Below are 25,544 nucleotides of genomic sequence, written 5' to 3'. Positions count from 1 at the left end.
ATGATTACCGGCAATTATGATAACCTACCATCTGCTGGGTTTACTATTTCCGCATAGTGAATGGCTCCCCGGCCTCGTCTACGTAATTATTGTTGGCTTGTTGTATAGGAAGACCACCCGTGATTGTAAGGAGATCGGTGAGAACATCCGGCTACACGGCCTTCTCATTCTCTTCTTCCCGTTACTCTTCGGTTTCTGCTGGCTACTCATCTGGCCGGGCTCACTCAGACTCCGCCTTTGCGGCACATCCATCCAAAACACCTCGGAGGCACGTCTCTACCGCAGACGCGAAAACGGACGGGCGGAAAAACATAATTCCTCCCCAGTCTAAGGCAACAGAATCGGCTTTAACTAAAACCAATAAACCCCATGGAACCCGCATTTATATTTATCGGATTTATCCTCCTCGCCATAGTCATCCGCCTCATCTCCGGCTCGATCGATGGTGACCGGGTGGAAAAATACATCCGCGGTATGGGTTGCGAACTCATTGATAAAAGCTGGGCTCCTTTCGGCCCGGGCTGGTTCGGCGAGCAAGAATCCCGGATCTATGAAATCATCTACCGCGATCCCCAGGGGTTGACCCACCGGGCCCACGTCAAGACCTCCATGTTTAGCGGCGTCTACCTCACCAACGACCAAATCGTCGGCGGAAATCCGGGGCAAAGTGTTGAAGCCGAAAAGGCGGATCTGCGCAGGCGCCTCGCCGAGCTCGAAAATCAATAAAACCACCATGCACCTCGGCATCTTGGACATCTGTATGCCCGTAAAGACCATCAAAGCCTTCACAGCCTTCTACAAGGAGTTGGGTTTCGAGCTAAAAGGCGGCACCCCGAATCCATGAAAACCACCCAACGCTACCAGACTTTTTCTTCCCGGTTCCTCGCGGGAATCGTCGATAGCCTGGTATTTATACCAGTCGCCATCGCGGATGCATTTATTATAACGGAAGATAGTCCGGACTACCTTTTGTTTTTTTGGATACCCCTATCCTATGCAAGCTACAGCATCTATTCCGTGCTCATGCATGCGAAATACGGACAAACACTTGGGAAAATGTGCGCCAAGGTGAAGGTCCTCAACGCAGCTGAAACCGATGTCCCCGGTTTAAAGCGCGCCTTCCTGCGTGATTCCATCTACATAGCAATGACGGCATTCTCTATCGGATGGGTGCTTCGCAACATCCTCGCAGGGGATTTCACCTTCGCATTCTACACCTCGGAGGTGAATTTCTACTTCAGCACTTTCTCGGTCGTCTGGCTTCTTCTCGAATTTGTCACCATGCTCACCAATTCCAGACGTCGCGCCCTACACGACTTCATCGGCGGGACGGTGGTTGTTAACAAGCCATACCTCAGGGAGAAAATTCCGGACTCCCAAACATCTGGTTCATCCGCAGTAAAAGGACCATCCCACGATCCCGCTTCTCCGTATTAGATTAATACTCCGGGTATGGATGCATACTCGCCCCAGCCCCTCCATTTCTTCTACCATTCGAAAAAGCATGAAACACGCCCTTCTCATACTCCTCACAATGACCAGCCAGCTACTGTCCGCGGCAGAGCCTTCGAAACCGGAATTCCACTACACCACCTTCATAGCAAAACCCGCCGCAGAAGTTTGGAGCGCTATTACTGAAAAGAAAACTATCAATCAATACTACCTCGCCCCCATCCATACTCTGGAACTCAAGAAAGGCGGCGCCATCAGCTACGGAGTGGATCGGGAATTCATCACCGGCACCATCTCCACCATCGAGGCACCTGTGAAACTCATACACACATTCAATTTCGTTGGCTCGGACGCTCCGGAGACCCTGGTTGAATACCGGATCGAGCCCATTGGCGATTCCATGTGCTCGCTCACCATTTCCCATACCGGATTCCAGGCGGGAGATCAGACATTTGCAGATATCACCGGCGGCTGGCCGGTCATAGCTTCATCCCTGAAAACCATTCTGGAAACAGGAAAGCCCCTCCCTTGGCCGGAGAGATAGAATAAGCATTAGGAAACGCTGGGATTCGCCAATCCACTTTCCCCATGAGCATCTGGAACAACAAAGATCACCACACCATCCTCGATGATGCGGAAGACCTCGGCCACAGCCCATCCGGCGGCCGGGTCAGGCAATGGCTCTGCGGCATAGGCCTCGCAGGGATACCTGTTGCCTATGGGATCAATTCCATTCTTATCGGTCACACCACCCTCTTCGGCAGCCGTGGCAGTGGCGGTATCGATCTCAGGGGCACCGCCGGCCTATCTCTTGCCATCTCATATATTGCCCTCGGCACCTTCGCTCACTTCCACTACTTCTGGGGCCTCAGTCCACGTCTATGGCCCTGCAGTATTTATGGGAAAGTCCTCTCCCTCGTCGTATTTCCCACCAGTCTCCTCTATGCCCTCTACCTTGCATTTATTTAGGAGAAATAACTCGCAGATTCATCCACCACCCGCTTCCTCATGACCAATTCCAGCCTCTTCATCATCGCGAAAATACCCCTGAAGCCCGAGCACTACACCTCTGGTAAAGAGGCCATAATTGGAATCCTCCCGGAGACACGGGCAGAAATAGGCTGCCTACAGTTCGAGCTTCACGAGGAAGCCGGTGAAAATACCCTGTTTCTTTACGAGGAATGGGTCGATCAAGCCGCGCTCGATCTCCACTACCAGCAGGAATACACCAAGGCAGTCTTTGCCAACTACACCGCTTAGCTCTCCCGCCCGATTAAGGTTCACAAATTGGAGAAACTATAGCCCGTTATCCAAAATGTTCCGAATCCTCCTATTTGTCATACTGATTCAGGCAGCTTACTCCGGTGAGCCTGCTTCCCGGCTCTACGATTCATGGAAATCCGATGCCGCCGCCACCAATGCCTACCTTGGCAAGCACGCGAATCTCAATGAGATGCAGAAGAGGATATTTTCTGACTTCTTCGGTAAATCCGTCATCACATTCCGTCCCGATGGCTCCGGGTTCATCGAATTGGCGAGCAATAGTTTCACGATGGAAGACGGCCGCGTCCGGGAACTTCCCGCAAGTAAAACCGACTTCACTTTCAAAATTCTCGATGAGGCGGAGTCCCAAATCGTCATCAGAACCACCTTTGCGGAAGGGATCTTTACGGATCATCCATTTGCCATTCTGAAACTACACGATGCGGACACCTATTCCGTTTCTCTCTCCGATGGATTCGCGGAAATAAACGGCCGCGAGTTCTTCAAACGGCTGGAAGCCCCTGCCCCGCCGATCGGAGAAGAATAACGGATATCCACTCGTGGAATTGTTCGCACTGAGAATCAGTCATCTCGGATGATCTCATTTTTCGCCATCCACCCCGGCCATTACGGTGCATTTGCCTCCCACAGTGGTTGATTTGCTAACGGCGCAGCTTTGCTCCTGCAGGACAGCTGATCCAATCTCCAGCGGGTCGATAACTTTCGATTGACTCTTTTTGCAGGATTTCTTATCCGTTCCACCCGTTCAGTCGATTATTCCGAAAAAACTCAAACCCAGAACTCTCATATATCATGAATCCGAAATTGTTGTTCTTATCTCTTCTCGTATCCGCTGGTTCAGCCAATGCAGTGACGCTGCTCAGCACCGGTGGAACCGTAGATACCGGGATCACCTACGCATTTTCAGGTGATGTTGCAACACAGGCGGGTGGTGCGGGCCAAGACTTGCTAACTACCACAAATACAGGTGGTTCCTTTACTGTCACTTTCACAGGCGGAGCGGTGGACCTCACCATATACAATACGGAAATAAATCAGGCCGTAAACTTCGACGGACAAAACCCAGCTGAAGGCTACAACGCGCAAGTCGTGGCCGATGCCGGGACATGGTCCTACACAGCGGGTCTTATCGATCTTACCAACGGGAATGCTGCAGGTGCCAATGCCGTAGCCGGACTGGGGACCAGCACATTTACAATCGGCAATGCCCGAATCTTTGCTGATGATGCCGCCAACGGAATTGATGTTGCAAACAGTGGGGCGCCACCGTCCGAAATCGACTGGGGGTCGTTCCAGATTTCCGGAGTTTCTTCAATCACCTACTCATTCTCCGATGTGACCAATTTTGAAGGGATCCGCATCGACGCGATTGTTCCGGAGCCGTCATCCGCCGCTCTTATCGCGCTAGGTGGCATTGCATTCCTCGGACGCCGCAGACGCTAGATCCCGGAAAATTCCATTTTCAACAAAGAAGCCCGATCTCACGTAGATCGGGCTTTTTTTATCTCGCTGAAACCTTGTGAATCAGACACCAAGGCTGGCACAGCCAGGGCCGCCCGCTATTCCACAGCCTTCAGAAGAACCACCCAATCCTCTTCCACTGAGTCCGGTGGATTCCCTATCGAGGTGATCTCCCCACCTCCGCTCACACGGGCAGGACTGCCCTCGATCATATCGCCACTGCCTCGCGGATCATACCAATGCACGGAAAATTCCCGATCCGCGGCTCCGGATAGATCCACTCTGCCCTCTCCTCCGTTTTTCAGGTAGATCAGGTAGGTCTCCCCCTGCTTGGCCATTGCCCAGTTATCGTCCCCGATCGCCAGATCATCATCGGGCTTCATTTCAGCAATTTTCCCCGCCAGATTCGCGTTCATGAAATCGGCAGCGCGGCCCGCCGCTACCCAGCAGTCCTCATAGCTACGGTAATCGATGTGCTTCACATCATCATTCCCCGCGTAGAATTCCATGTGCCCGCCGGCCAGTGCCGCTCCCCAGATCACTTCCTTCCTTAGAATATCCACCAGCCCATCCGGCCGCTTGCCGAACCACGGTTCATCGATGGCCACCACCCACGGATGCCCGCCTTCCGCGCTCAGGTCATACCACTTCCTGACCTCATCGTGATTGCTCAGCACCTCGAATTTTTTCTTCCGGTTCGGTTTGCTTAAAAATGTCTGCAGGCTGGGCCCCGTGATATCTTCGAATCCGATCAGCTGCGGGAAAATATCATCGAAGATCCCGGCAGGCCCGTTGTGGACGGATATATGATCGTCATAATAAGTCAGCGCACGGATGCGGCTGGCGAATTCCATTCTCTGTGCGTCCGTGTTCGGCTGGTGAAATCCTTTTCCCGGCGCCTGGTTTTCCTCACCCACGTTCCATGTGATGGCCATGTGGTGCCCGAAACGCGCGATAAGCTCGCGGTATAGAATCTTCCGCGTATCGGAAAAGCTCCCGCCACCGTCCCGGGATTCCAGGTAATTCGTATTCTCGGATTCGGAGAGCTGGAAGTGGACCATCAGCCCCATTTTATCAAAATGTGTGAAGAGCACCTCCCACTGGGCCAGCTTGGATACATCGTAGGTATCGGTGTCATCCGCCCCGGTCCAGGGCCAGGCCTCCTTCCCATCGCCATACGCATTCATGCATAGAAAGTAATGCGCGTTCACGCCGTGGCCGGAAAGATAGTTGATCAGGCCGATGATTCCCTTCCCCTTGCCTTCCCCCCAGGTCGGATCGCCCGGTTTCCAGTCGGCGATGTTCGGCGTATACAGATCCTCCTCATGGCTTGGCGTCCCATCGAATTCCCCGTATTCCAGCAGCACTTCCGGGCTGTTGGCCCCGAATTTGATGAATGAATCCCCATCGGCAAAGCGCAGGTAATGCCCGCCCACATATTCCAGCTTCCCCTTGCTCCGGAAATCCTTACCGGATTTATCCTGTGCCCCGATCATGAAGCTCCCCGCCTCCCCATCCGGGCCGGTGCCGCCCGTGCCGCCGGAAAGATCCGCCGCCACGTTCTCCCCGGTCACGAAATCCACCCTGTAGTTCCATTCCCCCTCCTCACCTCCGGTGAAACGCGCTTTCCACTGGTTCCCGCCCGTGGCGGAGCTATTGGCAGCATCCCCGTCCGCATCGAAGAAACCCGGCACCCGGTATTCCTTCCCGCCGGGTGAGGTAAAGGTCACGTCCAGCCGGTAATTCCTGAAGGTCTCCGGGGATTCCTCCACCTGCGGCCCATCCAGAGCCAGCTCGATGCGGTGCCATTTCTTCAGACTTCCATCATCATTCCGCTCTCCCGAGATCTGGCCTGCCGGTGCCGCGAGGGATGCCGTGCAGAACAAGCACAGAGCTCCTATGTTCTTAAATGTAACGATATTCATGGGTTTTTCTACTGAGTGATACGCTGCTATTCTCCCCGACTTACACTTGGCATCAACATCGCGCCCCTGAAGCTCGGTTTCACATCGTCGAAATCAGAGGTGAGCTCGAAGGTCAGCGAATACGGCCCCGCGTGCTCGATCTTCACCGTGCCGAGGATGCAGTGGGACTCCGCCATTTTCACCAGCGTCTCCACCCGCTTGTATTCGGTCAAGGGACCTTCCACCACCTGCCCCGCCACGGTCGCCCGCACCCGATCATCCGCGGCCCATTCGATGTCGTCTCCCATGTTGCAGATCGCCACCACATCATACACGCCCGGCTCATGGATACTGAAATCCCAGCTCAAGGCCTGGCCCTTTTTATCGAACCCTTTCACCGTCAATCCCCTGCCCGCCATCATGCCTTTGCCCTTCAGCGGGACGGTGATCATTTTCATAGTTCTAGGCCTCATAAGGCTTCAGAGATGATCGTGGCTGACCGCACCATCCTTCGCGTCCCCGATTCCGATAAACACAGATTCGAGCTCCCGCAATTTGGTCGGACAGTCATTGTCCGCGACCAGAAAGGAAACGCGCTCTCAAAATACACTTGGATCGGCACCGCCTTTAAAAAGGACTAATTCACAAAAGGAAAAAGAGGGTCAACCGCGTCGCCCAATTAGGAGCCGATGTGACAAAAAACATAAAACAGGCACCTGAATTTTTTGTTCATTCCAGAATTCCGTCCTGAAAGTCGCTAGATTTTGTTGTAAGACTTTCACTTTATGACGGTTAAAAACTTACTAGTTACCCAACCTGAAATATGGCCGTGCTCTATGGGCACCCAGGTAGTCTCTCCATTTTTTTTTGTCTTACCTGTAACGAATACATTGGTTCCATTTGCAATCGAACTTACCTTAGAAAAGCTAGATCCCGGCCCAGAACGTATCGTTAAAAAATCTCCAGAGGGCACCCCCAAAACACGACACATCGGAGGACCCACAGTGGCTACTTCTAGTTCTCGCTGCGACAGTATGCTCATTACTGCACTTTTGAAACCTAGATCCGTAAGTCGAAACTTGGAGATGGATTCCGCACTTTTGATCGCTTGATCCGGATCCAGGTTTGAGATCGTTTGCAAGGCTGATCGAGCCTTTGCCCAATTTCCTAACATCACATTAGTCATCATCACATTATCCCAGCCCATGGCAAAATCAGGCATTATCGACACACATTTCTCAAGTGCAACGAGAGATTCCGGATATCGATTTTGAGCTCTGATTACGACCCCAAGGTTATTCCACGCAATATGATCAGTGGGGTTTATTTCAACCACCTTGCGATAAGATGCTTCTGATTGTTGATCTAGACGAAGCATCGATGCGCTGTATCCATGTTGGAAATGAAGGTATGAAGATGTGGGATATTTTTCAAGCAACTCACTGGCAATCTTCATAGAGACGACCCAATCCTCCAAATCCATTTTCTTAGATAATTTAGCTAATGCAGGATCAGAGGTTAATTTTCGATCTGGAGAACTATCCATCTGCGGAATATTCACCTTTAGAGGAGGTATTCTCCGCCCAATCGCCAGCCATTCTTCTTTGGGCTTTTCTAGCAATAACTTCAACGCCTCGACGGGAACAGCAAAGTTGAGGCTTTGCGAAATACCTGAACCTCGAAGATTCAGCGTCATTACTCCTAGAACTTTGCCTTCTCCATCGAAGATGGGAGAGCCGCTTGAACCCGGTGAAATAGCTGCGGTCGTTTGTATAAGCCGTCCTTTATTAGGTAACTCCTCCTCAGGTAGCTTTGAGCTCAAATTACCGATAGGGGCTGAAATCATGCCCTCAGACAGAGTGCCGGATAGTCCTTCGGGGCTACCGTAAACAGCAACACGTTTGCCTACCGCAACGTCACTCGTGTCGGCTAGTTGCAAGTAAGGAATACTTCTACCATCAATTTTAAGAAGCGCTAGATCCGCATCAGCATCTTCCACTACAACCCGAACTTGTTCGTACCTAGCACCATGGTTCGTCATCACTGAAAACGTCAAACCCTTCTCAATTACATGGTGATTAGTTGCAATCAAGCCATCAGGAGACACACTAAATCCGGTTCCCGTCCCTATAACCTCATCAGTTTCGTCCGACACATTGATAAGAAAGACGCATGGAGCCACAGTGGAGGCAAGTGCTTCCAGATCCATGCGCTCCGGCTCCCCAATTACTAAGGCCGCGGTCTTCTTACTTACAACTTCGTCACTAGAAATCTTCTCAACAGGTTTCGATTCAGTAACTTGACTGATCGGCAAAGAATATTCTTCAATTACCTCAACCACGTTACTTCTGCCTGGATTCTCCCTCTTGTTTCCGGAGCCCCCCGCCAGCGAAAATCCTGCCCAAAGTAAAAAAAAACAACCGCATACTGCTGTTATGACTTTAGACTTTGTGGATTCTACGACCTGACGCCAACTAGAAATATCAAACTTTCGGACAGCAGCTCCTCTTTTTTGCCCTTCATCAAGTGACGAGCTTACTTCTCGCAGTAGAAAACGATAAGGCCCTGCATGAAAGTACGAAGGAGCATCAATTCTAATGGGGGTAGTTTCTCCAGATCTTATGAGCCAAATTAGATTTGATTTATCCATGCTCAGACGACACTCCTCGTCAGCGAGACCAACTAATGGCAGAGAAATCTCCATGTCCGGAGATGATCCGATACGCCCAAAAACATTTGGGCTCAGAGAAAATTCGACAGACAACCTGAGATCATCGCAGGTCAGTATATAGGATATCTTATGGGCGAATCCCGACATAGGTCCCTATTTTCTTCAAAAGCTTCTAAAAGTCGAATGGATAAAACCTTCTCCGAAAAGTCCGAGAGTGCGAAGAGACAGCTTGCCGCCAACCACTTTATTTAGCATGGACGCAGAAGGAACCCGTCAGGATAGTGAAACCCTCTCGGATAGCGCACGATGGCTCTGGTTCGGGCCTACAGTTATTCGAGATCTCCTTCTCCTCCAGCTCCCGTAACATCCCCGCAAACAACCTAGTCTCCGGCAGGATCTACGTTTACCAGATCCGCTCCTTGGGCGGCACCACCGGAAAATCCGACTGGAGCGAGAGCGTCTCCCACCGCGCCTACTAGCCACCCGCCACCACCCCCCGCTTCCCCGCGGCGGGACCACCAGCTGTGATAAGGACACCTCTCCTGAGCGCGAACGTGGAACCCGCCGCCACCTTCCCCCCTCTCAAAATTCATGCCCTCGCCGGAAACAAGCCCCAACAGAACCTCGCAAAAGGAAAGGGAATCAGCGACCCGGCACTCTCAGATGACCCATTCATCATTCCGGATGTCCATTTGTTCCAAACAATCAACCCCGGCCTCCGCTTTTCATATCGTGCGCTCCCAGCTTATCCGTGTGCCTCATCCCATGAAACTTCACAAACCTCTTATACCAGTCCACTTAGGTATATTCCGTCCGTTTCTCCAGTCTCCGATGAACTTTTCTCATCTCCCGCATCCATTCCTGAAACCCAAAATATATGTCCCTATTTAAGCAAAAGAAATTAACCCTAGGAGGAATTTCTCATTTGACCACTATAAGGCAGCAAGTCAATTTAAGCCCGTGGAATAATCCACACTGTTCTATATGCTCAGAGAGAGCGTTAGAATGATCGTATGTGTGCAGTCCATAGGCTGAATTCTTCGGCGGGATTCTCGTGTCAGTCAGATTTCCCTCTGCCGCTCCGTTCTCTTCCATTGTGCTCGGGTTCCGGCGGGATTCCTATGTCAGGCAAGATTGAGCGTGCCTTTCCGTTCTCCTGCATTGGCTTGGGTTGTGCTCTGCACTAGCACGCACGTCTTGGATCCACAGGGTTGGAGTAACCGTAAAATATAGAACAAGTCGGAGATGGCGACGCCGAGGAATCCGTCTGATTAAATTCGGAGCTTGACCTCGGCGCGCCATTCCTATGACGTTAGGCAAAGAAAATGAAGACCATACAACATCTGTTCACCCTGCTTGCGACGTTGTTCGTTGCGTTGTCCGCGGTGGCTGAACTTCCGCCATCTCATACGCCGCCCGCTCCGGCGTTCAAAGCCGCCGAAGCAGCTAAGCTCGCAGACGATTATATTGCTAAGACATTTCCCCAATATCCAGAATTGTATTGTAGCGAACTCTCTTACGAGAGTCAATTGATGAAGGTCGACAAGTCAGTAATCTGGCGACTGCGATACATCATTCCGAAGAACCCAGGAAGAACAGTCGAGGGTAGTCCACATCTGGATTGGGGCGTGTGTCTTGTCTTCGTCCATGAAGACAAATCTGTTACTCATACCGCCCAGCCCAAGCGAAATCCAATTGCCGAACAAGAAGGTGAAGAACCACCAGCTATCCGCTTCAAGTCAAGATGACCCTGTTGACAATGACCTTTAACCATGTTGCGCAACCACGCTTCCAGTAGCTGGTCACACCTTTCACTTTAGCCAAGACAATGATTATACCAATTCTAACCCTTTTCATGCAATGCCTCGCATTGCATGAAGATAATTCAATTGATTTACTTGTCGAAGGAATGAACCATGCGCCTAATATTGGTGGTGGCTTACGAGGTGGTCTAATGCTACCTGCGGATGCATCACCGAGATCCGTAGCTAAACTAGCCATCGGCGCTGATGGTATGGGATTCGCTCTACCAAAGAGGCCACTTGTCTATGTTCATTGCTCGAAATCTGTCAAGCTCGCTAATGACTTCGGACGTATCTACACTGCTCTCCATTGTTACAGCACTAGAGGTGAGAAGATGGTGCTGATGAGATATTTAGGAGATGGGGATGGCTGGGATGCGAGAGTCACTGATGCGAAGCTAGTCCGTGAAGTAATGAAGAATGGACTAGTAGATCCACAAGAATGGTGACGCCTAACAAGGCGGAGATGGCGACGCCGAGGAAGCCGTCTGATTAAATTCGGATCTTTACACCGGCGCGCCATTCCTATAACGTTCTATATGCTCAGAGAGAGCGTTAGAATGATCGTATGTGTGCAGTCCATAGGCTGAATTCTTCGGCGGGATTCTCGTGTCAGTTAGATGCTCGTCTGCCGCTCCGTTCTCCCCCATTGTGCTCGGGTTCCGGCTGGATTCTTATGTCAGTTTTGGTTGAGCGCGCCTTTCCGTTCTCCTGCATTGGCTGGGGTTGTCGCTTGGCACTAACACGCACGTCTTGGGTCCACAGGGTTAGAGCAACCGCAAAATATAGAACAAGGCGCAGATAGTGACGTGGTATCAGCCGTCTGATTAATTTGTAACTCGCCACCACGCACTATTGCTTTAACGTTCTGCAAAGAATCTGCAATGAAAGCATGTAACCCTGTTCGCAGCGGCCTATGAATCCCTGGCTACCTCTAATTCTTCTCTCAGCACTCGCTGGAGGAGTATCCGCCTATCTAATTCGGAGTTGGTGGGCGATATTTATGGGAGGTGCTGTTCCCTGGCTCGGGTTGTTGGGAGTCCTTCTATACTACGAGTATTTAGTGCCTTATAGTGGCGGAGGAGCTTCAATGTGGCCAGTTGCTCAACTCTTCGCTGGCACAGTGGCAGCAGCAGTAGGTGCTTCGACTGCGGCGATAATCCATATCAGAATCAAGAAGAGGCAGAACAAGTCGGAGATGGCGACGCCGAGGAAGCCGTCTGATTAATTTGGGAGTTGACCCCGGCGCCGCCATTCCTATGACGTTCTGCAAGAAAAAACCCTATAACCAGCTATGGAGAAAGTAACAGGCATCGGAGGCTTCTTCTTTAAGAGCAAACATCCAAACAAGCTCAATGAGTGGTATGAGAGTAATCTGGGGATTCAGCGTTCAACTCCCGGCGTTTTAGGTGGCGGATGGTGGACGAGTGAGACACCGTCAGTCGTCTGTGCAGAACCAGAAGACGGTGTTTTTGGTGGTGGGAGCCAGTCATGGTACCTCAGTTTCACGGTTGCCGACTTGGACGCTATGATTGCGCAGCTTATGAAGAACGGCGTGAGTGTGGAGTTGAAGCACGCAGACAGCGTTTTTGGTCGATTTGCTCAACTGAACGATCCGGAAGGTAATCATATCGAATTGTGGGAACCGTCGAACGAGGTTTTATCGTCGAAGCCTGACAAACAACAAGCAGAACAAGTCGGAGATGGCGACGCCGAGGAAGCCGTCTGATCAAATTTGGGCTTCACACCGGCGCCGCCATTCCTATAACGTTCGCTAAGAAAATATGAAGCTCTTCAATACATGCGCCAGCATCGGGATAGCATTGCTTTTTGTGCAGGGCGTACAGGGTCAGCTAACCGATGGAGCTGACAACCGCGATAATCGCAAGCAATACATGGAGACGAGCGGAGTGATCGTAGATGTCTGTGTTTACGAGCAAGAATGGGTGCCGCCTAAGGATGGGGAGCCAGACGCGATCCCATTCAAAGAAGGGACGCTCATCCAGCGTGCGGTGGTCACTGGTGTGCACAAGGGCAACGTGGAGATAGGAACGAAGATCGATATTGTTGAGATAATTACCGATCCACCTGAATACATGACCAAGTTCCGGTCAGTCGTGGAAGGAGAACTTCTTACTTGGTTTTACTTCGGCGAGAAGCTGCCGAAGCCGAAGAATGGTCGTCATATTATCGATCACAACCATATGAGCTTCAAGTGGGGCAAGGATAAGGAGGTGATAGCCTATTTGGAAGCGCTCGGAATCAAGACCAAATATAACAAAGCGAACAAGTCGGAGATGGCGACGCCGAGGAAGCCGTCTGATTAAATTGAAAGTTTTCACCGGCGCGCCAATCCTATAACGTTCGGTAAAGAATTAAGACCTTATACAAACCTTGCCGCTAGAATGTCCAAAATGTGGTTCGACTCGACGAATCAAGACGCAAGATAGCGACTCTGGCGGACTAGGATGTGTCCTCCTTATGTTCGGCGGAATTTTACCTGCTCTGTTGTTCGCAGATTATCAACACAATCGAATGATCTGCTTAGAGTGCGGTCACAGTTTCCGAAGGCCATCGCCGCCTTGGAGCGGAACCGCAAAGTTGGTAGCGTGGATTTACTTTCTATTCCTATTACCGCTCTTGGTGGCGACAGCAGTTATCGTTCTAGGCATTTCCACTGAAGCGACAGCGTGGCTGAAGTTGGAGTCGCTTGAGTCGTATGTCAGAGACTATCCTGCCGTATTTCTTGGGATGAGCCTCTGTCAGCTTGTAGTTCTGAGCTTTATCAGTCTCGTCGTAGTCGTGACCTCCAACCGCAAGCACAGAAAGCAGCTCGACCAGTTGCTCACGACAAAGGTCATAGAAGATTTTTCGCTAGACGCCAACTCCAACGATACCGAACATAATAATAAGAAACCGAACAAGTCGGAGATGGCGACGCCGAGGAAGCCGTCTGATTAAATTCGGGCTATACACCGGCGCGCCATTCCTATGACGTTCTGCAAAGAAATGAAGAAGCTACTTATCGCACTTTCAATTGGTGGTTGTGCGCTTCTGTTGGTTGCTGGCGGCCTTTACTGGATGTTACGCGCACCAGTGCCATCCGAGGGTGACGTAGTCGGATTATATACCGGGTCGAAGGATGGATACTTCGATCAGGTGGAGATCATGCCAGATCACAGATTCATTCAGACGTTGAAGAAGCCAAGCGGCGAGACAATTACGATCGAGGGAACATGGACGCTCAAGAACCGCGGTTTGTTGCTTGGTGATTATTCGTTCTTCATCGATACCGACACCGATAAGGCGCTAATTGAGCCTAGAAGCTCCTCTTCATTCCCCTTTACGGTGTTTCCGGATTCTCTGATTTACGACTGGGGTTCAAGCTACTACAAGCTGACCAAGCCTTAGACTCTCAAGACACTAACTCGTGCACAACAGAAACAACCAGCAGAACAAGGCGGAGATGGCGACGCCGAGGAAGCCGTCTGATCAATTTTGAGCTTCACACCGGCGACGCCATTCCTTAGACGTTAGCGGGTGGTGGCTGGAGTCTCCGGTCATCCTAAAGTGAACTCTGTTAGTGGCTGATTCTTATGTCCGCAGAGTTTAATCTGGCTCTCCCCTTCTCTGCCACTGCCACGGGTTCTACCGAGTCTCAGTTCGTATGCAGTGGCTTTAGTTCCGGCTATTTGCTTATGTATTTCCGTAGTTTGGATACTTTACGTCGTCGCTTCGCTAACAAGTCGCAGATGGTGACGCCGTTTCACCCCAATCATCAATTCGGATCTCGCCACGGCGCACCATTGCTATTACGTTCGCTAAGAAAATAAGATGCCTTGGTATATTCCTATAATTACAGCGTTTATCGGCCTCATCGGAGGAATCGTAATTCGCGCAATTTTTGACAAGAAGGCCGACAAAAGCACAACTAAGCGTGAAGAATCCAAATCTCGGGAAGCTCTTCGTAGAGAGATTTTCAACGATTATATGACGATGACTGATGCGGGAGAGTATAGGCCTTACGCATTGCAAAGAGCGGGATCGCTTCGTCTGACAAAGGACGAATTTGCGATCCTTCTGGAGGATATTTCGAGGACTGGGCGACAGCCGTTTATTGACGAGAACGATCATGATCTTGATTATATTCCGGGATTGGGGCTTTTTGAGACTCTCCTTCTTGTTTCGAGCCAGAAGCGTGAAGCTCGGTCTCCGAGGGAGATTTATGATGCGGTAGTTCAGGCAATCGAAGATATAAGTCCGCCACTGCAAATGCAGTCAACAGAGGAAGGCCAACCCCGATGATTATTACCACCCAGTCGAATAAATCCAAGCGAACAAGGCGTCGCAGCCAACCCGCTACCCTCTGTCTGAACAAACCTCTCACTTGTCACCTCCTTTCCCGTGCAGCGATCCGCGTTGAGAGGCAGCGGGTGGCTGGACTATAACGTTCGCTAGCAAATTGAAAACACCATGTCACATGATTAGACTGATCGCACTCTCAGCACTAGCTACCGTTTTATCCCCGATTGCGGCCGCGGACACACTCAGCTGGGACTTTGATCACGGGTGGACAGACGGACACGTAATAACGATCGATTCTGAGAAGAAGACAATAGCAATTAACGATCGAGAGCATAAGAAGGTTAAGAGCCTCAAGATGATTAACTCCAAAAACGTTATAGATTATTTGAGCCGCCTGATCGCCAAGATCGCTGATGACGAAACCGGGCAGCGAGCTGACGATGGGGCAGTTAACAAAATAGTTATCGTGTCCGATGGTGTCACGACAACTAAGGTGATCTACGGTGTTGGTCCTCCGGGAACAATCGCCTATAATGAGGGCTATGCTGTCGAGGACGAGTTGAAGAAGGCCGAAGAGTTCAAAGCGTGTGTCGATGGATTTTTAGTAACAGACCTACTATTCAAACTTCAGACCAAGTATTTCCCCGAATCCAAAGAGCAATAATTCCCGAATCTTCAAGAAAGCGAACAAGTCGGAGATGGCGACGCCGAGGAAGCCGTCTGATTAAATTTGGGCTTTACACCGGCGCGCCATTCCTATGACGTTAGCGGGTTGTGGCTGGAGTCTTCGCTCATCCTAAAGGGAACTTTGGTTGTGGCTGATTCTTATGTCCGCTGAGTTTAATCTGGATCTCCCCTTCTCTGTCACTGGCCTGGGTTCTGCCGAGTCTCCGTTCGTATGCAGTGGCTTTAGTTCCGGCTCTTTGCTTATGTGTTTTACGTAGTTTGGATACTTTACGTCGGCGCTTCGCTAACAAGTCGCAGATGGTGACGCCGTTTCACCCATATTATCAATTCGGATCTCGCCACGGCGCACCATTGCTATTACGTTAGCGGGTTGTGGCTGGAGTATCCGCTCATCCTATAGTGAACTCTGTTAGTGGCTGATTCTTATGTCCGCTGAGTTTGATTTGGCTCTCCCCTTCTCTGCCACTGGCCTGGGTTCTGCCGAGTCTCCGTTCGTATCCAGTCGCTTTGGGTCCGGCTCTGTGCTTATGTGTTTTCCGTAGTTTGGATACTTTACGTCGACGCTTCGCTAACAAGTCGCAGATGGTGACGCCGTTTCACCCCTATCATCAATTTGGATCTCGCCACGGCGCACCATTGCTATTACGTTCGTCAAACAAAATCATTGTGCCAGACCTAAGCTATATCAAAGTCACCCGTTCTGAGAAGGGGCAACAGAAATCACTCGTAACGAGGTGCTATAAATGTGGACACCTCGGCACACTCGAACAAGTTGGAACAGATGTTGAAGTAGCCGAACGCCAATATTCGGGATTACGTTCGTGTCCGAATCGTAGCTGCAGAGCGTTGATGAGCGCTCGCTACAACAATTACGGAGAGCAGTTGATCACACCTGCACCAGTTATACCCTTCAACGCGCAACATATACCGAATACAGTTCTCAGGGTATTTGAAGAAGCAGTCCAATGTCATGCCTCAAAGTGCTATATAGCCTCGGCAATCATGGTGCGCCGAACACTTGAAGAGGTCTGCTCAAATCGCGGTGCTGTAGGTTCGAATCTTTTCAAGCGAATCGAAGATTTGGGATCACGAATAGTTCTGCCGCAGGAATTAAGAGACGCCCTGCATGAGCTGCGATTACTGGGTAACGATGCTGCTCACGTCGAAGCATCAACCTTCTCCAAGATTGAGGAAGAAGAAATACTCGTTGCCATAGAATTTACGAAGGAGATATTGAAAGCCACATATCAGTATTCAGACCTTCTCAAGAGGATGCGCAAGCTGAGAAAGGATAACCCAGAAGACAAAGACGAACAAGGCGGAGATGGCGACGCCGAGGAAGCCGTCTGATTAAATTTTGGACTTTTCACCGGCGCCGCCATTCCTCTAACGTTGGGCAAATAAAACTAATATGACTAGCGCCAGTAGAATACTTCAAATAGCCGACACTCTCGCGCAGCATTCTAAAGCGATGCCATCCGAAGAACTTAGTTTGCTTGAGAATGCATCAAGTGAAGCTGGTCGCGCATGGTCAGGATCGTGGCTGGGTTATCATTCAAGGGTTTATTATGCAGATCTAGCACCAGTTCCGCCCGGAGCGCGATTCAGCGTAGAGTGGGGACTAATGCAGATGTTCGCAAGTGAGGGAACCATCGGAGAATGGGCTGAATATGACTCCAAGTCACTCAAGGCTGAGATTAAGACACGAGCGGGAGTCAATACCGAGCCGCTTGCAGACGCAGCAAATAAAGTTGCCAGCGCATTTGAAGACGCTCAAGCAGAGCTACTTTCCCTTCTTACGCCAATTTCAACTGATCACGAACGCGATACGTTTCTTAGCGATCTTGTGAGTAAAATCCAAAATGAGAAGGCTATCAGATATAATGACTTCATCAATGTTTTCAAACCTAGTGGTCAGCAGATGTCTCGCGACATGCCTGCAATCCAGGCAGGCCTTGAGATACCGCCGCACATTGCTGTGATGGCCGAGATGGGTGAGATTAAGTCCCCTTACTCGGCGTGCGAGAATCTTTCAAAATTCGCTCGGAGAGCAGCTTCTCACATCGAGAATATCACAAAGAAAGAAATTTCTTCGGAACGCATCGGAACGAACATATTTATCGGGCATGGACAGTCGAAGGCCTGGCGAGACCTTAAGGACTTTATTCAGGATCGCCTGCATTTGCCGTATGATGAGTTTAATCGTGTTCCAGTCGCGGGATTTACCAATATTGCGAGGCTTTCGGAGATGCTAGATAATGCCGCAGTTGCGTTTATCGTTCTTACAGCAGAGGACGAACAAGCTGACGGTAAGAAGCACGCACGAATGAACGTAATCCATGAAGCGGGTCTATTCCAAGGACGCTTGGGATTTGAGAAGGCCATTTTACTTCTTGAGGAAGGTTGCGAAGAGTTTTCCAACGTTCAGGGTCTTGGACAGATCAGGTTTCCAACTGGTGATATAGCCGCAAAGTTTGAAGATATTCGACGGGTACTGGAACGTGAAGGACTGGTCGAATAAAGAAGAAGCCCAACAAGGCGGAGGAGCCGACGCCGAGCCCGCCGTCTGATTAAATTCAGAGTTCCCACCGGCGCGGCTCTCCTATAGCGTTCGCCAAAGAAATGAAGACCAACCAAAGACACCATTCTCATGTTTGAACAGATGCTAGGCGTAAGCCTCGAAACAATGCGGTTCATCACAGGAGTTGCCGCAATCTGCACCTTCGCGCTCTACATTTATCGACTATATACCGTAATTCACTGTATGTCGCGGCATCCAGACGAGTTCCCGTCTCATGTTGATCGCGTTGTCTGGTCGGTTCTGGCAGTAATTGTTCCGCTTGGCATTGGTGCTTACTTATACGACCTTGTTTCTCGTAAGAATCCAATCCAACTGATGTTCCTTGTCCCGTTTACTGGAGTTATCCTTTCGGTTGGATTTGTGATTCTCAAGATTTGGCCTCGTGGCACCAACTTCCAATTCGACTTCCTCGGGATATAACAAACAAATAAGGCGAACAAGTCGGAGATGGCGACGCCGAGGAAGCCGTCTGATTAAATTCGAAGCTTTTCACCGGCGCGCCATTCCTTTAACGTTCTGCAAGAAATATACATATGAGTAAGACAACCAAATTCAACAAGGGCGACACGGTGACCCTCAAGTCAGGTGGACCAGTAATGACAGTCAAGGGTGAGAAGAAAGCCAACTTACGATCCGATGTTATGATTGGGTATTACTGTCAGTGGTTTGCTGGGAAGAAGCTCGAACAGGGAGATTTTCCACCTGAATCCTTGAAGCTTGCAGCCGACGAAGACTCGAAGTGACAGCCGACGTTGCAGCAAAGTGGATGTTTGATATACTCAGCAAGGACGGCTGCTTGTATCAGGATGATGTAGTTGATCATTTGGTGCGTTCCAAGGCTGAGGATCTCTTGCGTGAGAATGCCGACGGTAATTTAGCGCTTTCTGCGAGAGTTCTTAACGCTTTCAGGAAGTTGGAACCAGTAGATGTGGTGTGGGTGCGACCTGATCGTTACTGGCGGTTTCGCGTCACGGAAGACGAACCCGGAAGAGAGGCTCGAGGATAGTTAACGGAAGAGGCAGAACAAGGCGGAGGAGCCGACGCCGAACCCGCCGTCTGATTTAATTTGGCAGTTGACCGCGGCGCGGCTCTCCTATGACGTTATACAAAGAAAATTCAGTCCTCTGAGTAGCGAAATGAAACCTTTGGTTGTGCGGCATTGCTCGCGACCACGGGCGGTAGCGTATTTCGCCGCAAGAACTACCACAGGCCAAGTGGCACAACGTCATTTCCGGTAAGATGCTGGATTCTTCTCACGAATCGGCTCGGTTGTGGCGAAGCTTCGGTGTTCGGCAATCGTCAAGATTCTCTGGTGGCATTGCTCGAATTCTTCTGCTTAGCTTGCGTTCATGAACAGCGACTGGATTCTTCGTATGCATCGAGGAAGCGAAGATTTAGGGTTATTCGGAAGAAAAAGAGGTATAACAAGTCGGAGATGGCGACGCCGAGGAATCCGTCTGATTTAATTTGAGGCTTCCCACCGGCGACGCCATTCCTATAACGTTAGCCCAAGAAAACACAACCAACCATGGCCTCTGATCAAGAACTTATCCAGGCACTCAAATCAGCAGCAAAGTCGATAACAGGGAAGGACCTCTCTTCCAGTGACGTCTCTGAACTGCTTGATATATTCAACGCAACTCGGGCGCAGACGAAGACCGAAAGAGCATATAGGGCGCTAATTACCTTCGCGATCCGGCGCCAGAAGCGCCCGCTCTATGAGTCCAAGTCCGCATCCGACAACACTGATCGGGAGGTCGATGATCTGGACAAAACTGTCACCGATTGGACGCCTAACAAGTCGAAATGATCCTAGCTGCAATCGAGCTCGGTCTGAAAGACCTTTCAATCTTTGGGATTGGTGGAGCACTTGGCGGCATCGTTGGCTGGGTTGCGACCATACTCAAGACCGGCAAGGAGATCCAAAAACTTGAAGGGGAGATTCTAAAGCTGGCTGGCGAAATAGTCAGAGACCTCCAGAAGTCCCGACAAGCATACGTAGAGGCATGTTCCAAGACCACTCAAGCTGCACGGGATCTCCGGGTTGGGATTACGAAGAACCCAAACGATCTTGAGCTGATTAACAAATTGAGAGATGGCCTCTGCGATGCATTTGCGGAGCATGCAATACCTCGACATCATGATTACTGCCAATGGGAAGCGCTTCGACTCAAAGGGGACCCTGACAAACTCTATGAGTTTATCACTGACGAAGTCGTCTTTGAGTTGCGCCGATTCGCAAAATGGCTGAATTCGATCAACGCGAAACCATTTCTTGAGAACCTAGATCGAGAGCCCCTGGTAATTAATCGCCGCACATTGCGGCCATATTATGAGATCCCTTTGGACCTACCAACTGAAAAGAAGCAGCTGGCTGAGAGCATCCTCCGAATCGAATGCGCAAAACTAATCGAAGAGGGCTAACAAGACGTCGATCCTAACGCCTGACCCGCCGCGAATTCAATCCGCCATGACATTTAAACCTTTAACTCAGAAGTCGGCGCGCGCCATCGGTCAGGCGTAGGATGACTCGGACGTTAGGCGAAGAAACTTCCCGTGCTGTGAAAGTCACCCATTCCCATGAGCCTTCCACGTCGCCCAAGACCTTCATCGTTACAGACTCCAGAACATAGCCGCTAGATTCAACCCTATTACGAAGATCCTTCAGAACCTCCGACACTTCATCATTTATGGAATTAAGATCATTCATAGCTACTTCTCTTGTGGATATTTTTAATGGGGTTATGGATGCTAAAGCTGCATTGCCGAAAGGTGTCGTCGTTCCCCTGACGAGCAAACAATTCCAGACAATTGAATCGGGGGTTAGTAATTGCCAAGCCGTGCGTTTCGAGGTCGTTGTTCGAGTAGATGAACAAAAGGGGAAGGCTGCGAAGCTTAGCGTAGTTGCTGGAGTGTTTGGCGGGTCTCTTGCAGATAATTCCTCGAAGGACAGCGGTCACTCCGGAACGCTCCAATTCAGTGTTCCTATGCGATTCCCGGTAACAAGCGCAAGAAATGAAGAAGCCTAACAAGACGGAGAAGGTGACGCCGAGGAAGCCGTCTGATAAAATCGGAGTCTTCACCGGCGCACCTTTCCTTTGACGTTCGCTAAAAATGAATCCTGATATCCGCCCAGACTCCAAGCTCCATCCGGTGGTGCGTCTCGCAAACCGATTGGCCAAGCTCGCTTCGTTCTCTTTCTTTGTTGGTTTGCCCTGCATACTTGCCAAAGCCCTGTTGCCATTACCCGAACGATGGGAAGATATCCTCCTTAAGATTTCTCTGGTTTGCGGAATCATAGTCGTCATTCATATTTCACTCATGCTGCTTTCGCTTGTCGTAGCGAAGCCAATCAAGTAGAGAAGACGACCATGGGATTCATCGACAAGAAGACGGCTACTCTAACGTGCGCCACCTGCGGATTTTCCGAGGACTTGAACGCATTAGAGAAGGGCGATGCCCATAGTTCATCTTGGCAGACTTTTGGGTCATCTGAGCATTTCTTTTTTGGCGAGACGGAAGATCGAATCGGCGGTCCGGTTGTGACTAGCGCCACCTGCAAAAAGTGCAAGAACCCGGCTCGTGTTAACTGCCGCCACACCTTTCCATGAACAAAGCGAACAAATCGGTGGAGGCAACTCCGCTGCGCTCCGTGCCTCACCTTGGACGTTAGCCCAAGAAACCAAGCCATGACCAAGTTCCTTTCACACCCCTGGGTTCTCTTCTTGCTCTTGCTTGCACAACCCATGGTGCGAGCGGACGGTTTCAACTTGGACTGGGCCAGAGAGAACCAGGCGCACATCGTGATGAAACTGTCTCCCGAACAGATCACTACCGTAGGACGCGAACGAAAGCTCATTCTCACAGATTCCCAGCGCAGGACGCTGTCCAAGTTCACGAAGAAGGAGCCTCGCATACTCGGCGTCGAGTCGATTGGCGAGCCTGACTGTGGTTGCTGCATTTCGTCCGTGTTCTGGACCGCGACGAACGAGGTTACTATCTGGATTGAGCGCTTGGTTGATGACGAGGAGCGCAATAATTGGTATTATGAGGTCCGCCACAAAGCAGGGTATTATACTGTGGATGCCGAAGGTCAATTATATGCAGCTGGGAAGCATCTTAGTTGGGAGCAATTCGAAAGGAGTGTCCTTGCATCGGAGGATGGCAAGTATATACATCTCTCACTTCCCCCAGAAGGACCGGAGGATTTCACCGCACGGGTTAAACAGCTCAAAACCAAGAATCCATACTTTCGCACCAAGCTATGAACGCACCGGAAACAACACGGGCTAACAAGACAGTGGTGGCAACGGCGGGTGACATTCCTCGTTCGCTTCGCTCTGGACGCTCAATCTCCGCCGTGCCATTCCTTAGACGTTAGGCAAGAAAAACTCAGCATGACCGACTTCGCCAAATTGATCCCCGAACTGCCCAAGTGGAACCACGGTAAGGGCATAGAGGTTTCAGAGTGGATCTATTGTATGGGTCGCTTCGATCACGCAGTTGCTTACGCGGATTTGTTCTGGCCGGCTTTCACTATTCACGACGGCTGTGTGATGTTCGCCAGCTTTGACATAGATTGCTATAATACATGGATGAAGCACACTTCGGACGACCGAAGAGCCGTCGAGGCAGTAATGAACCATCGGCATATTGTGGATCTCTTCAGTGAAGAGGAATCAGTAGTCGGTCGCGAACTAGTGATGCATCTCGGCCGAACTATTCAGGACATGTGGTCTTGCAAACTGAAGCGCGACTTTCCTGATAGGCAGATTACTGTCAGTTTTCCAAGTGAGCACTACGAAGACCTCACTGATTATGAGGTTACATTCTTTCACAATGAGCACAAGAAGCCTAACAAGTCGGAGATGGCGACGCCGAGGAAGCCGTCTGAATAAATTTGGGGCTTCTGACCGGCGGCGCCATTGACCTAACGTTCACTAGAGAAATCAAGACACTACTAATGGCTCGGTAGATTCGCAAAGACTACACCTAGAACAATTTAATCCATGTTTTTCATCGTCATAGGAGCCTGGCTAGCGGGAGTAGTTGTCAGCATAATCAATCATAACCGCAAGCTTCCGATCTCAGTCCTCTTGATCGGTCTAATCGTTTTGACCGGGCACTTCACCATAGGATTCGGATTCTTTACCGTAGCAATATTAGGGATACTCAGCGCAGTAATCTGGATCTCGAATAAGCTCGATATGAGTTAGGACAACAAGGCGAACAAATCGGAGATGGCGGCACCGAGAAACCCCTTTGATCAAATTCAGGCCACATCCGGCGTCGCAATTTTTCTAACGTTCACCAACTAGCCCCAACCGCACCACTGATATGACCACTCCCGAAAAACTACAGGTGCTTATATCGCTTTCGCTGACACACGGCAGCTATCTGGCGCTGCTGGCAATGAGTGGTTTCATGTATTTCCGGACAAAAAGGGCGGGGTTTGTATTTCTGGCGGTGGGATTCCTGCTGCAGTTAACTCAATCGGTGCTGATCTGGTATGCGAGTTCCCGGGAAGGCGATTTCGTGGAGCAGTTGACGCCTCTGGTGAGATTAATCGAGTGGCTGCATTTGCTGGGATTGATCATGCTGGTGCTTGGTTTCTACCAGGTATTCTTCGGCGGCAGGCAGAGGCAACGATAAGGCCCGCGGGGTATTGCGATAGTTGACCGGTGGTTTGCTCTGCCGTTTGACATATGGACTGGCCTCCCCATCATCCCCAGGGAAATTGCCGGCGCGCACATCTGCTGTTGGATTTCCCGGGAACACTGTTAGAGACACGGAATGAAGAAGGAAGAACTACGAGGAATCCTGGAAGCGGAAGATGACGGGCCTGCGCTTTCCCGGTTTCTGAAGGAGAATCCATACGTTTTCCGTGAATCGCTGCAATTCCAGGGGAAGCCGGGACGGGTGATGAGCGATTTCCCGATCGGTAGTGATCTCCGGGCTGACTTTGTGGTGCTGGCTCCGTATTCGAGCGCGTTCGAAATCAAGCTGATCAAGCTCGGCTCGCCCGGCTCACGTTTCTTCGCGGGAGATGGAAGCCTATCGCCTGAGGCGGAAGGAGCGCTGGAGCAGATGAAGAGGTGGAGGAGCTTTATCGCGGGAAACCAAAAGCAGTTTCTCCGCGATATAGAAAGGCAGGCACAGAAAAGCGGTGAGGTGAGGTATCAGAGTGAGCAGATGACCTGTGCGGCAGGCTGGCCCATCCACCACCCGATCATGCGACTTCGTTTCAGCTACGATATCATCATGGGGCGGGGTGAACCGCCGGCCGGTGCGCTGCCGGAGAATGCGGCGCTGAGGGAGATGGAGAATTTATCGCTGATCCCGTGGGACCAGCTTTTACTAGGGACAGGGAAGATGGATCTGCATCCTGAAGGATAGCTCCACGAGCGCTGCGGAACGGGAAGCTCCCCTTCCCTTTCGCCTGCCACTGTTTGGCACGGATCCCTACTCCGCTGCGGCGGTGCCTAGAAACGAGGAGGCCGGGATGCTTTCCTCAAATTCCCGGATCTCGATGTCCTTGTAGTAGATTTCCGCGGTTTCCGATTGGAAGCCGAGGATCCCCGAGCCGGGCTTGAGATTGAAGGCCATGTTGACGACTTTCCCGTTGAGCTTGTGGATGGCGTATTCCCCGCCCATGACGATGATTTCGCAGGTGTTCCACTCATCGTTGAGCCCATTGAAATTCCGCGTGACCACGGCGTTGTGAAGCCATTTCCTGCCGACGTATGAGGCCTGCTTGGTGAAGAGCACCCCGCCCTGATCCGGGTGGAGGTATTCGCTGTTTTCGGGATTGAAATACCAATCATAGGTCTGGCCGGGAGGCTGGATGAGATCGCCGGTGCGATTCCGGTCCTCTTCGGGGACGTAGTGGATCTGGAACTCGACTCCGGTGGGGAATACCTTGTCATCGGAGATGTGATAGTAGACGCCGGCATCGTATTGCCATTTGGCGAAGTAGTTAGCTTTCTTTTTCCCCCATTTGTATTGGAATCTGAGGTGATACTTCTCGAAGGATTTTTTGGTATACATCATTCCGATGGTGGCGTCGGTCCCCTCGTTTAGATCGATCTCATCCGGCCAGCCCTCGCCGAAAACATGGATCATACCATCCTCGATGGCGAAAACGCGCTCACCCAGTGCCGGATCTCCTTCCTTGAGTTTGATATACCATCCCTCGTAGTTCTCCCCATTGAACAAGGGGGCGAATGGCTTCTCCGCTTCAGCGGGTTTCACCTCCTTTTCCGCGGAGGAATGGGAAACGCCAAGGATCAAGAGGCCCAGTGAAAGTGCCGGGACGGTGGAAATTTCCCCGAAGGAGAAGAGCATCCGGGAGTGGATGGGAAAGGAGGAAGACATGAGGTTTTTGGTGTTTAGCGATT

At 50.8% G+C, this 25,544-nt stretch carries 34 protein-coding genes; 30 read left to right on the top strand and 4 right to left on the bottom strand.

The features are described from left to right. Positions 1 to 16: 16 nt before the first annotated feature. The 8 genes from AAGA79_RS05655 (at position 17) to AAGA79_RS05620 (ending at position 4,179) form a co-directional block, all read left to right on the top strand. Complete coding sequence (locus AAGA79_RS05655; RefSeq protein WP_411827801.1) at positions 17 to 331, top strand: hypothetical protein; 315 nt, start codon at positions 17 to 19, stop codon at positions 329 to 331. A 38-nt stretch (positions 332 to 369) separates the two neighbouring features. After that, positions 370 to 726, top strand: coding sequence for a hypothetical protein (locus AAGA79_RS05650; RefSeq protein ID WP_411827800.1), 357 nt, complete (start codon positions 370 to 372; stop codon positions 724 to 726). A 114-nt stretch (positions 727 to 840) separates the two neighbouring features. Further along, positions 841 to 1,437 (top strand): RDD family protein, encoded by a 597-nt coding sequence (locus AAGA79_RS05645; RefSeq protein WP_411827799.1) that lies wholly within the window; start codon positions 841 to 843, stop codon positions 1,435 to 1,437. A 67-nt stretch (positions 1,438 to 1,504) separates the two neighbouring features. Continuing rightward, positions 1,505 to 1,996 carry an SRPBCC domain-containing protein gene (locus AAGA79_RS05640; RefSeq protein WP_411827798.1) on the top strand — a complete coding sequence of 164 codons (492 nt, stop codon included), beginning with the start codon at positions 1,505 to 1,507 and terminating at the stop codon, positions 1,994 to 1,996. A 44-nt stretch (positions 1,997 to 2,040) separates the two neighbouring features. Further along, positions 2,041 to 2,421, top strand: coding sequence for a hypothetical protein (locus AAGA79_RS05635; protein ID WP_411827797.1), 381 nt, complete (start codon positions 2,041 to 2,043; stop codon positions 2,419 to 2,421). A 39-nt stretch (positions 2,422 to 2,460) separates the two neighbouring features. Then, the gene (locus tag AAGA79_RS05630; RefSeq protein ID WP_411827796.1) at positions 2,461 to 2,712 is read left to right on the top strand and encodes a putative quinol monooxygenase; all 252 of its coding nucleotides are present in this window, start codon (positions 2,461 to 2,463) and stop codon (positions 2,710 to 2,712) included. Between the two features lie 55 nt (positions 2,713 to 2,767). Continuing rightward, positions 2,768 to 3,262 carry a hypothetical protein gene (locus AAGA79_RS05625; RefSeq protein ID WP_411827795.1) on the top strand — a complete coding sequence of 165 codons (495 nt, stop codon included), beginning with the start codon at positions 2,768 to 2,770 and terminating at the stop codon, positions 3,260 to 3,262. A gap of 266 nt (positions 3,263 to 3,528) precedes the next feature. Continuing rightward, a complete protein-coding gene (locus AAGA79_RS05620) occupies positions 3,529 to 4,179 on the top strand; it encodes a PEP-CTERM sorting domain-containing protein (RefSeq protein WP_411827794.1) in 651 nt (216 codons plus the stop codon). 116 nt (positions 4,180 to 4,295) lie between these two features. On the opposite strand, the gene AAGA79_RS05615 is transcribed toward AAGA79_RS05620, so the two are convergent. Next, on the bottom strand, positions 4,296 to 6,122 hold the full coding sequence (locus AAGA79_RS05615) for a DUF5060 domain-containing protein (RefSeq protein WP_411827793.1): 1,827 nt from the start codon (positions 6,120 to 6,122) through the stop codon (positions 4,296 to 4,298). A 26-nt stretch (positions 6,123 to 6,148) separates the two neighbouring features. Next, a complete protein-coding gene (locus AAGA79_RS05610; protein WP_411827792.1) occupies positions 6,149 to 6,574 on the bottom strand; it encodes a hypothetical protein in 426 nt (141 codons plus the stop codon). 18 nt (positions 6,575 to 6,592) lie between these two features. Between AAGA79_RS05610 and AAGA79_RS05605 the strand changes: the two genes are divergently transcribed. Beyond that, positions 6,593 to 6,742: a hypothetical protein gene (locus tag AAGA79_RS05605; RefSeq protein WP_411827791.1), complete on the top strand. Its 150-nt coding sequence runs from the start codon at positions 6,593 to 6,595 to the stop codon at positions 6,740 to 6,742. Between the two features lie 137 nt (positions 6,743 to 6,879). Here the strand turns inward: AAGA79_RS05605 and AAGA79_RS05600 are convergent, their stop codons facing one another. Continuing rightward, a complete protein-coding gene (locus tag AAGA79_RS05600) occupies positions 6,880 to 8,919 on the bottom strand; it encodes a trypsin-like peptidase domain-containing protein (protein WP_411827790.1) in 2,040 nt (679 codons plus the stop codon). A 134-nt stretch (positions 8,920 to 9,053) separates the two neighbouring features. Between AAGA79_RS05600 and AAGA79_RS05595 the strand changes: the two genes are divergently transcribed. From AAGA79_RS05595 to AAGA79_RS05495, 21 genes are all read left to right on the top strand, one after another. Next, the gene (locus AAGA79_RS05595; protein WP_411827789.1) at positions 9,054 to 9,251 is read left to right on the top strand and encodes a hypothetical protein; all 198 of its coding nucleotides are present in this window, start codon (positions 9,054 to 9,056) and stop codon (positions 9,249 to 9,251) included. 846 nt (positions 9,252 to 10,097) lie between these two features. Next, complete coding sequence (locus AAGA79_RS05590) at positions 10,098 to 10,520, top strand: hypothetical protein (protein ID WP_411827788.1); 423 nt, start codon at positions 10,098 to 10,100, stop codon at positions 10,518 to 10,520. Positions 10,521 to 10,681: 161 nt separating this feature from the next. Continuing rightward, positions 10,682 to 11,023: a hypothetical protein gene (locus AAGA79_RS05585; RefSeq protein ID WP_411827787.1), complete on the top strand. Its 342-nt coding sequence runs from the start codon at positions 10,682 to 10,684 to the stop codon at positions 11,021 to 11,023. A gap of 845 nt (positions 11,024 to 11,868) precedes the next feature. After that, positions 11,869 to 12,303, top strand: coding sequence for a VOC family protein (locus AAGA79_RS05580; protein ID WP_411827786.1), 435 nt, complete (start codon positions 11,869 to 11,871; stop codon positions 12,301 to 12,303). Between the two features lie 55 nt (positions 12,304 to 12,358). Beyond that, entirely contained in the window at positions 12,359 to 12,901 is a 543-nt protein-coding gene (locus tag AAGA79_RS05575; protein ID WP_411827785.1) for a hypothetical protein, read from the top strand. A gap of 316 nt (positions 12,902 to 13,217) precedes the next feature. Further along, positions 13,218 to 13,535 carry a hypothetical protein gene (locus AAGA79_RS05570; RefSeq protein ID WP_411827784.1) on the top strand — a complete coding sequence of 106 codons (318 nt, stop codon included), beginning with the start codon at positions 13,218 to 13,220 and terminating at the stop codon, positions 13,533 to 13,535. Positions 13,536 to 13,583: 48 nt separating this feature from the next. Beyond that, complete coding sequence (locus tag AAGA79_RS05565; protein ID WP_411827783.1) at positions 13,584 to 13,985, top strand: hypothetical protein; 402 nt, start codon at positions 13,584 to 13,586, stop codon at positions 13,983 to 13,985. 423 nt (positions 13,986 to 14,408) lie between these two features. Further along, on the top strand, positions 14,409 to 14,879 hold the full coding sequence (locus tag AAGA79_RS05560; protein WP_411827782.1) for a hypothetical protein: 471 nt from the start codon (positions 14,409 to 14,411) through the stop codon (positions 14,877 to 14,879). 175 nt (positions 14,880 to 15,054) lie between these two features. Continuing rightward, on the top strand, positions 15,055 to 15,543 hold the full coding sequence (locus tag AAGA79_RS05555) for a hypothetical protein (protein WP_411827781.1): 489 nt from the start codon (positions 15,055 to 15,057) through the stop codon (positions 15,541 to 15,543). An 872-nt stretch (positions 15,544 to 16,415) separates the two neighbouring features. Further along, positions 16,416 to 16,916, top strand: a complete 501-nt coding sequence (locus tag AAGA79_RS05550) for a DUF4145 domain-containing protein (protein ID WP_411827780.1) — start codon at positions 16,416 to 16,418, stop codon at positions 16,914 to 16,916. A 274-nt stretch (positions 16,917 to 17,190) separates the two neighbouring features. Beyond that, the gene (locus tag AAGA79_RS05545; protein ID WP_411827779.1) at positions 17,191 to 18,087 is read left to right on the top strand and encodes a TIR domain-containing protein; all 897 of its coding nucleotides are present in this window, start codon (positions 17,191 to 17,193) and stop codon (positions 18,085 to 18,087) included. Positions 18,088 to 18,680: 593 nt separating this feature from the next. Continuing rightward, positions 18,681 to 18,890, top strand: coding sequence for a YodC family protein (locus tag AAGA79_RS05540; protein ID WP_411827778.1), 210 nt, complete (start codon positions 18,681 to 18,683; stop codon positions 18,888 to 18,890). Then, complete coding sequence (locus tag AAGA79_RS05535; RefSeq protein WP_411827777.1) at positions 18,887 to 19,153, top strand: DUF6953 family protein; 267 nt, start codon at positions 18,887 to 18,889, stop codon at positions 19,151 to 19,153. The genes AAGA79_RS05540 and AAGA79_RS05535 overlap by 4 nt, the downstream gene beginning before the upstream one ends. Positions 19,154 to 19,675: 522 nt before the next feature. Beyond that, positions 19,676 to 19,957: a hypothetical protein gene (locus AAGA79_RS05530; RefSeq protein WP_411827776.1), complete on the top strand. Its 282-nt coding sequence runs from the start codon at positions 19,676 to 19,678 to the stop codon at positions 19,955 to 19,957. After that, complete coding sequence (locus tag AAGA79_RS05525) at positions 19,954 to 20,571, top strand: hypothetical protein (protein WP_411827775.1); 618 nt, start codon at positions 19,954 to 19,956, stop codon at positions 20,569 to 20,571. The genes AAGA79_RS05530 and AAGA79_RS05525 overlap by 4 nt, the downstream gene beginning before the upstream one ends. Positions 20,572 to 20,837: 266 nt before the next feature. Then, complete coding sequence (locus AAGA79_RS05520) at positions 20,838 to 21,176, top strand: hypothetical protein (protein ID WP_411827774.1); 339 nt, start codon at positions 20,838 to 20,840, stop codon at positions 21,174 to 21,176. 85 nt (positions 21,177 to 21,261) lie between these two features. Next, positions 21,262 to 21,507, top strand: a complete 246-nt coding sequence (locus AAGA79_RS05515; RefSeq protein WP_411827773.1) for a hypothetical protein — start codon at positions 21,262 to 21,264, stop codon at positions 21,505 to 21,507. A gap of 329 nt (positions 21,508 to 21,836) precedes the next feature. Beyond that, a complete protein-coding gene (locus AAGA79_RS05510) occupies positions 21,837 to 22,415 on the top strand; it encodes a hypothetical protein (protein WP_411827772.1) in 579 nt (192 codons plus the stop codon). 129 nt (positions 22,416 to 22,544) lie between these two features. Further along, on the top strand, positions 22,545 to 23,045 hold the full coding sequence (locus AAGA79_RS05505) for a hypothetical protein (protein ID WP_411827771.1): 501 nt from the start codon (positions 22,545 to 22,547) through the stop codon (positions 23,043 to 23,045). A gap of 439 nt (positions 23,046 to 23,484) precedes the next feature. Beyond that, a complete protein-coding gene (locus AAGA79_RS05500) occupies positions 23,485 to 23,799 on the top strand; it encodes a hypothetical protein (protein ID WP_411827770.1) in 315 nt (104 codons plus the stop codon). Positions 23,800 to 23,940: 141 nt separating this feature from the next. Beyond that, entirely contained in the window at positions 23,941 to 24,543 is a 603-nt protein-coding gene (locus tag AAGA79_RS05495; protein ID WP_411827769.1) for a Shedu anti-phage system protein SduA domain-containing protein, read from the top strand. A gap of 66 nt (positions 24,544 to 24,609) precedes the next feature. On the opposite strand, the gene AAGA79_RS05490 is transcribed toward AAGA79_RS05495, so the two are convergent. After that, the gene (locus tag AAGA79_RS05490) at positions 24,610 to 25,521 is read right to left on the bottom strand and encodes a DUF1080 domain-containing protein (RefSeq protein ID WP_411827768.1); all 912 of its coding nucleotides are present in this window, start codon (positions 25,519 to 25,521) and stop codon (positions 24,610 to 24,612) included. Between the last annotated feature and the right edge of the window lie 23 nt (positions 25,522 to 25,544).

Source organism: Luteolibacter sp. AS25 (assembly GCF_046736275.1).
Taxonomy (GTDB): Bacteria; Verrucomicrobiota; Verrucomicrobiia; order Verrucomicrobiales; family Akkermansiaceae; genus Luteolibacter.
This window is presented reverse-complemented; position numbering and strand designations above follow the sequence as displayed.

Coding starts and splice junctions, on each gene's coding strand:
- AAGA79_RS05655 (WP_411827801.1), top strand. CDS start 17: ATGATAACCTACCATCTGCTGGGTTTACTATTTCCGCATAGTGAATGG.
- AAGA79_RS05650 (WP_411827800.1), top strand. CDS start 370: ATGGAACCCGCATTTATATTTATCGGATTTATCCTCCTCGCCATAGTC.
- AAGA79_RS05645 (WP_411827799.1), top strand. CDS start 841: ATGAAAACCACCCAACGCTACCAGACTTTTTCTTCCCGGTTCCTCGCG.
- AAGA79_RS05640 (WP_411827798.1), top strand. CDS start 1,505: ATGAAACACGCCCTTCTCATACTCCTCACAATGACCAGCCAGCTACTG.
- AAGA79_RS05635 (WP_411827797.1), top strand. CDS start 2,041: ATGAGCATCTGGAACAACAAAGATCACCACACCATCCTCGATGATGCG.
- AAGA79_RS05630 (WP_411827796.1), top strand. CDS start 2,461: ATGACCAATTCCAGCCTCTTCATCATCGCGAAAATACCCCTGAAGCCC.
- AAGA79_RS05625 (WP_411827795.1), top strand. CDS start 2,768: ATGTTCCGAATCCTCCTATTTGTCATACTGATTCAGGCAGCTTACTCC.
- AAGA79_RS05620 (WP_411827794.1), top strand. CDS start 3,529: ATGAATCCGAAATTGTTGTTCTTATCTCTTCTCGTATCCGCTGGTTCA.
- AAGA79_RS05615 (WP_411827793.1), bottom strand. CDS start 6,122: ATGAATATCGTTACATTTAAGAACATAGGAGCTCTGTGCTTGTTCTGC.
- AAGA79_RS05610 (WP_411827792.1), bottom strand. CDS start 6,574: ATGAGGCCTAGAACTATGAAAATGATCACCGTCCCGCTGAAGGGCAAA.
- AAGA79_RS05600 (WP_411827790.1), bottom strand. CDS start 8,919: ATGTCGGGATTCGCCCATAAGATATCCTATATACTGACCTGCGATGAT.
- AAGA79_RS05590 (WP_411827788.1), top strand. CDS start 10,098: ATGAAGACCATACAACATCTGTTCACCCTGCTTGCGACGTTGTTCGTT.
- AAGA79_RS05585 (WP_411827787.1), top strand. CDS start 10,682: ATGAACCATGCGCCTAATATTGGTGGTGGCTTACGAGGTGGTCTAATG.
- AAGA79_RS05580 (WP_411827786.1), top strand. CDS start 11,869: ATGGAGAAAGTAACAGGCATCGGAGGCTTCTTCTTTAAGAGCAAACAT.
- AAGA79_RS05575 (WP_411827785.1), top strand. CDS start 12,359: ATGAAGCTCTTCAATACATGCGCCAGCATCGGGATAGCATTGCTTTTT.
- AAGA79_RS05565 (WP_411827783.1), top strand. CDS start 13,584: ATGAAGAAGCTACTTATCGCACTTTCAATTGGTGGTTGTGCGCTTCTG.
- AAGA79_RS05560 (WP_411827782.1), top strand. CDS start 14,409: ATGCCTTGGTATATTCCTATAATTACAGCGTTTATCGGCCTCATCGGA.
- AAGA79_RS05555 (WP_411827781.1), top strand. CDS start 15,055: ATGATTAGACTGATCGCACTCTCAGCACTAGCTACCGTTTTATCCCCG.
- AAGA79_RS05550 (WP_411827780.1), top strand. CDS start 16,416: ATGAGCGCTCGCTACAACAATTACGGAGAGCAGTTGATCACACCTGCA.
- AAGA79_RS05545 (WP_411827779.1), top strand. CDS start 17,191: ATGCAGATGTTCGCAAGTGAGGGAACCATCGGAGAATGGGCTGAATAT.
- AAGA79_RS05540 (WP_411827778.1), top strand. CDS start 18,681: ATGAGTAAGACAACCAAATTCAACAAGGGCGACACGGTGACCCTCAAG.
- AAGA79_RS05530 (WP_411827776.1), top strand. CDS start 19,676: ATGGCCTCTGATCAAGAACTTATCCAGGCACTCAAATCAGCAGCAAAG.
- AAGA79_RS05525 (WP_411827775.1), top strand. CDS start 19,954: ATGATCCTAGCTGCAATCGAGCTCGGTCTGAAAGACCTTTCAATCTTT.
- AAGA79_RS05520 (WP_411827774.1), top strand. CDS start 20,838: ATGGAATTAAGATCATTCATAGCTACTTCTCTTGTGGATATTTTTAAT.
- AAGA79_RS05515 (WP_411827773.1), top strand. CDS start 21,262: ATGAATCCTGATATCCGCCCAGACTCCAAGCTCCATCCGGTGGTGCGT.
- AAGA79_RS05510 (WP_411827772.1), top strand. CDS start 21,837: ATGACCAAGTTCCTTTCACACCCCTGGGTTCTCTTCTTGCTCTTGCTT.
- AAGA79_RS05505 (WP_411827771.1), top strand. CDS start 22,545: ATGACCGACTTCGCCAAATTGATCCCCGAACTGCCCAAGTGGAACCAC.
- AAGA79_RS05500 (WP_411827770.1), top strand. CDS start 23,485: ATGACCACTCCCGAAAAACTACAGGTGCTTATATCGCTTTCGCTGACA.
- AAGA79_RS05495 (WP_411827769.1), top strand. CDS start 23,941: ATGAAGAAGGAAGAACTACGAGGAATCCTGGAAGCGGAAGATGACGGG.
- AAGA79_RS05490 (WP_411827768.1), bottom strand. CDS start 25,521: ATGTCTTCCTCCTTTCCCATCCACTCCCGGATGCTCTTCTCCTTCGGG.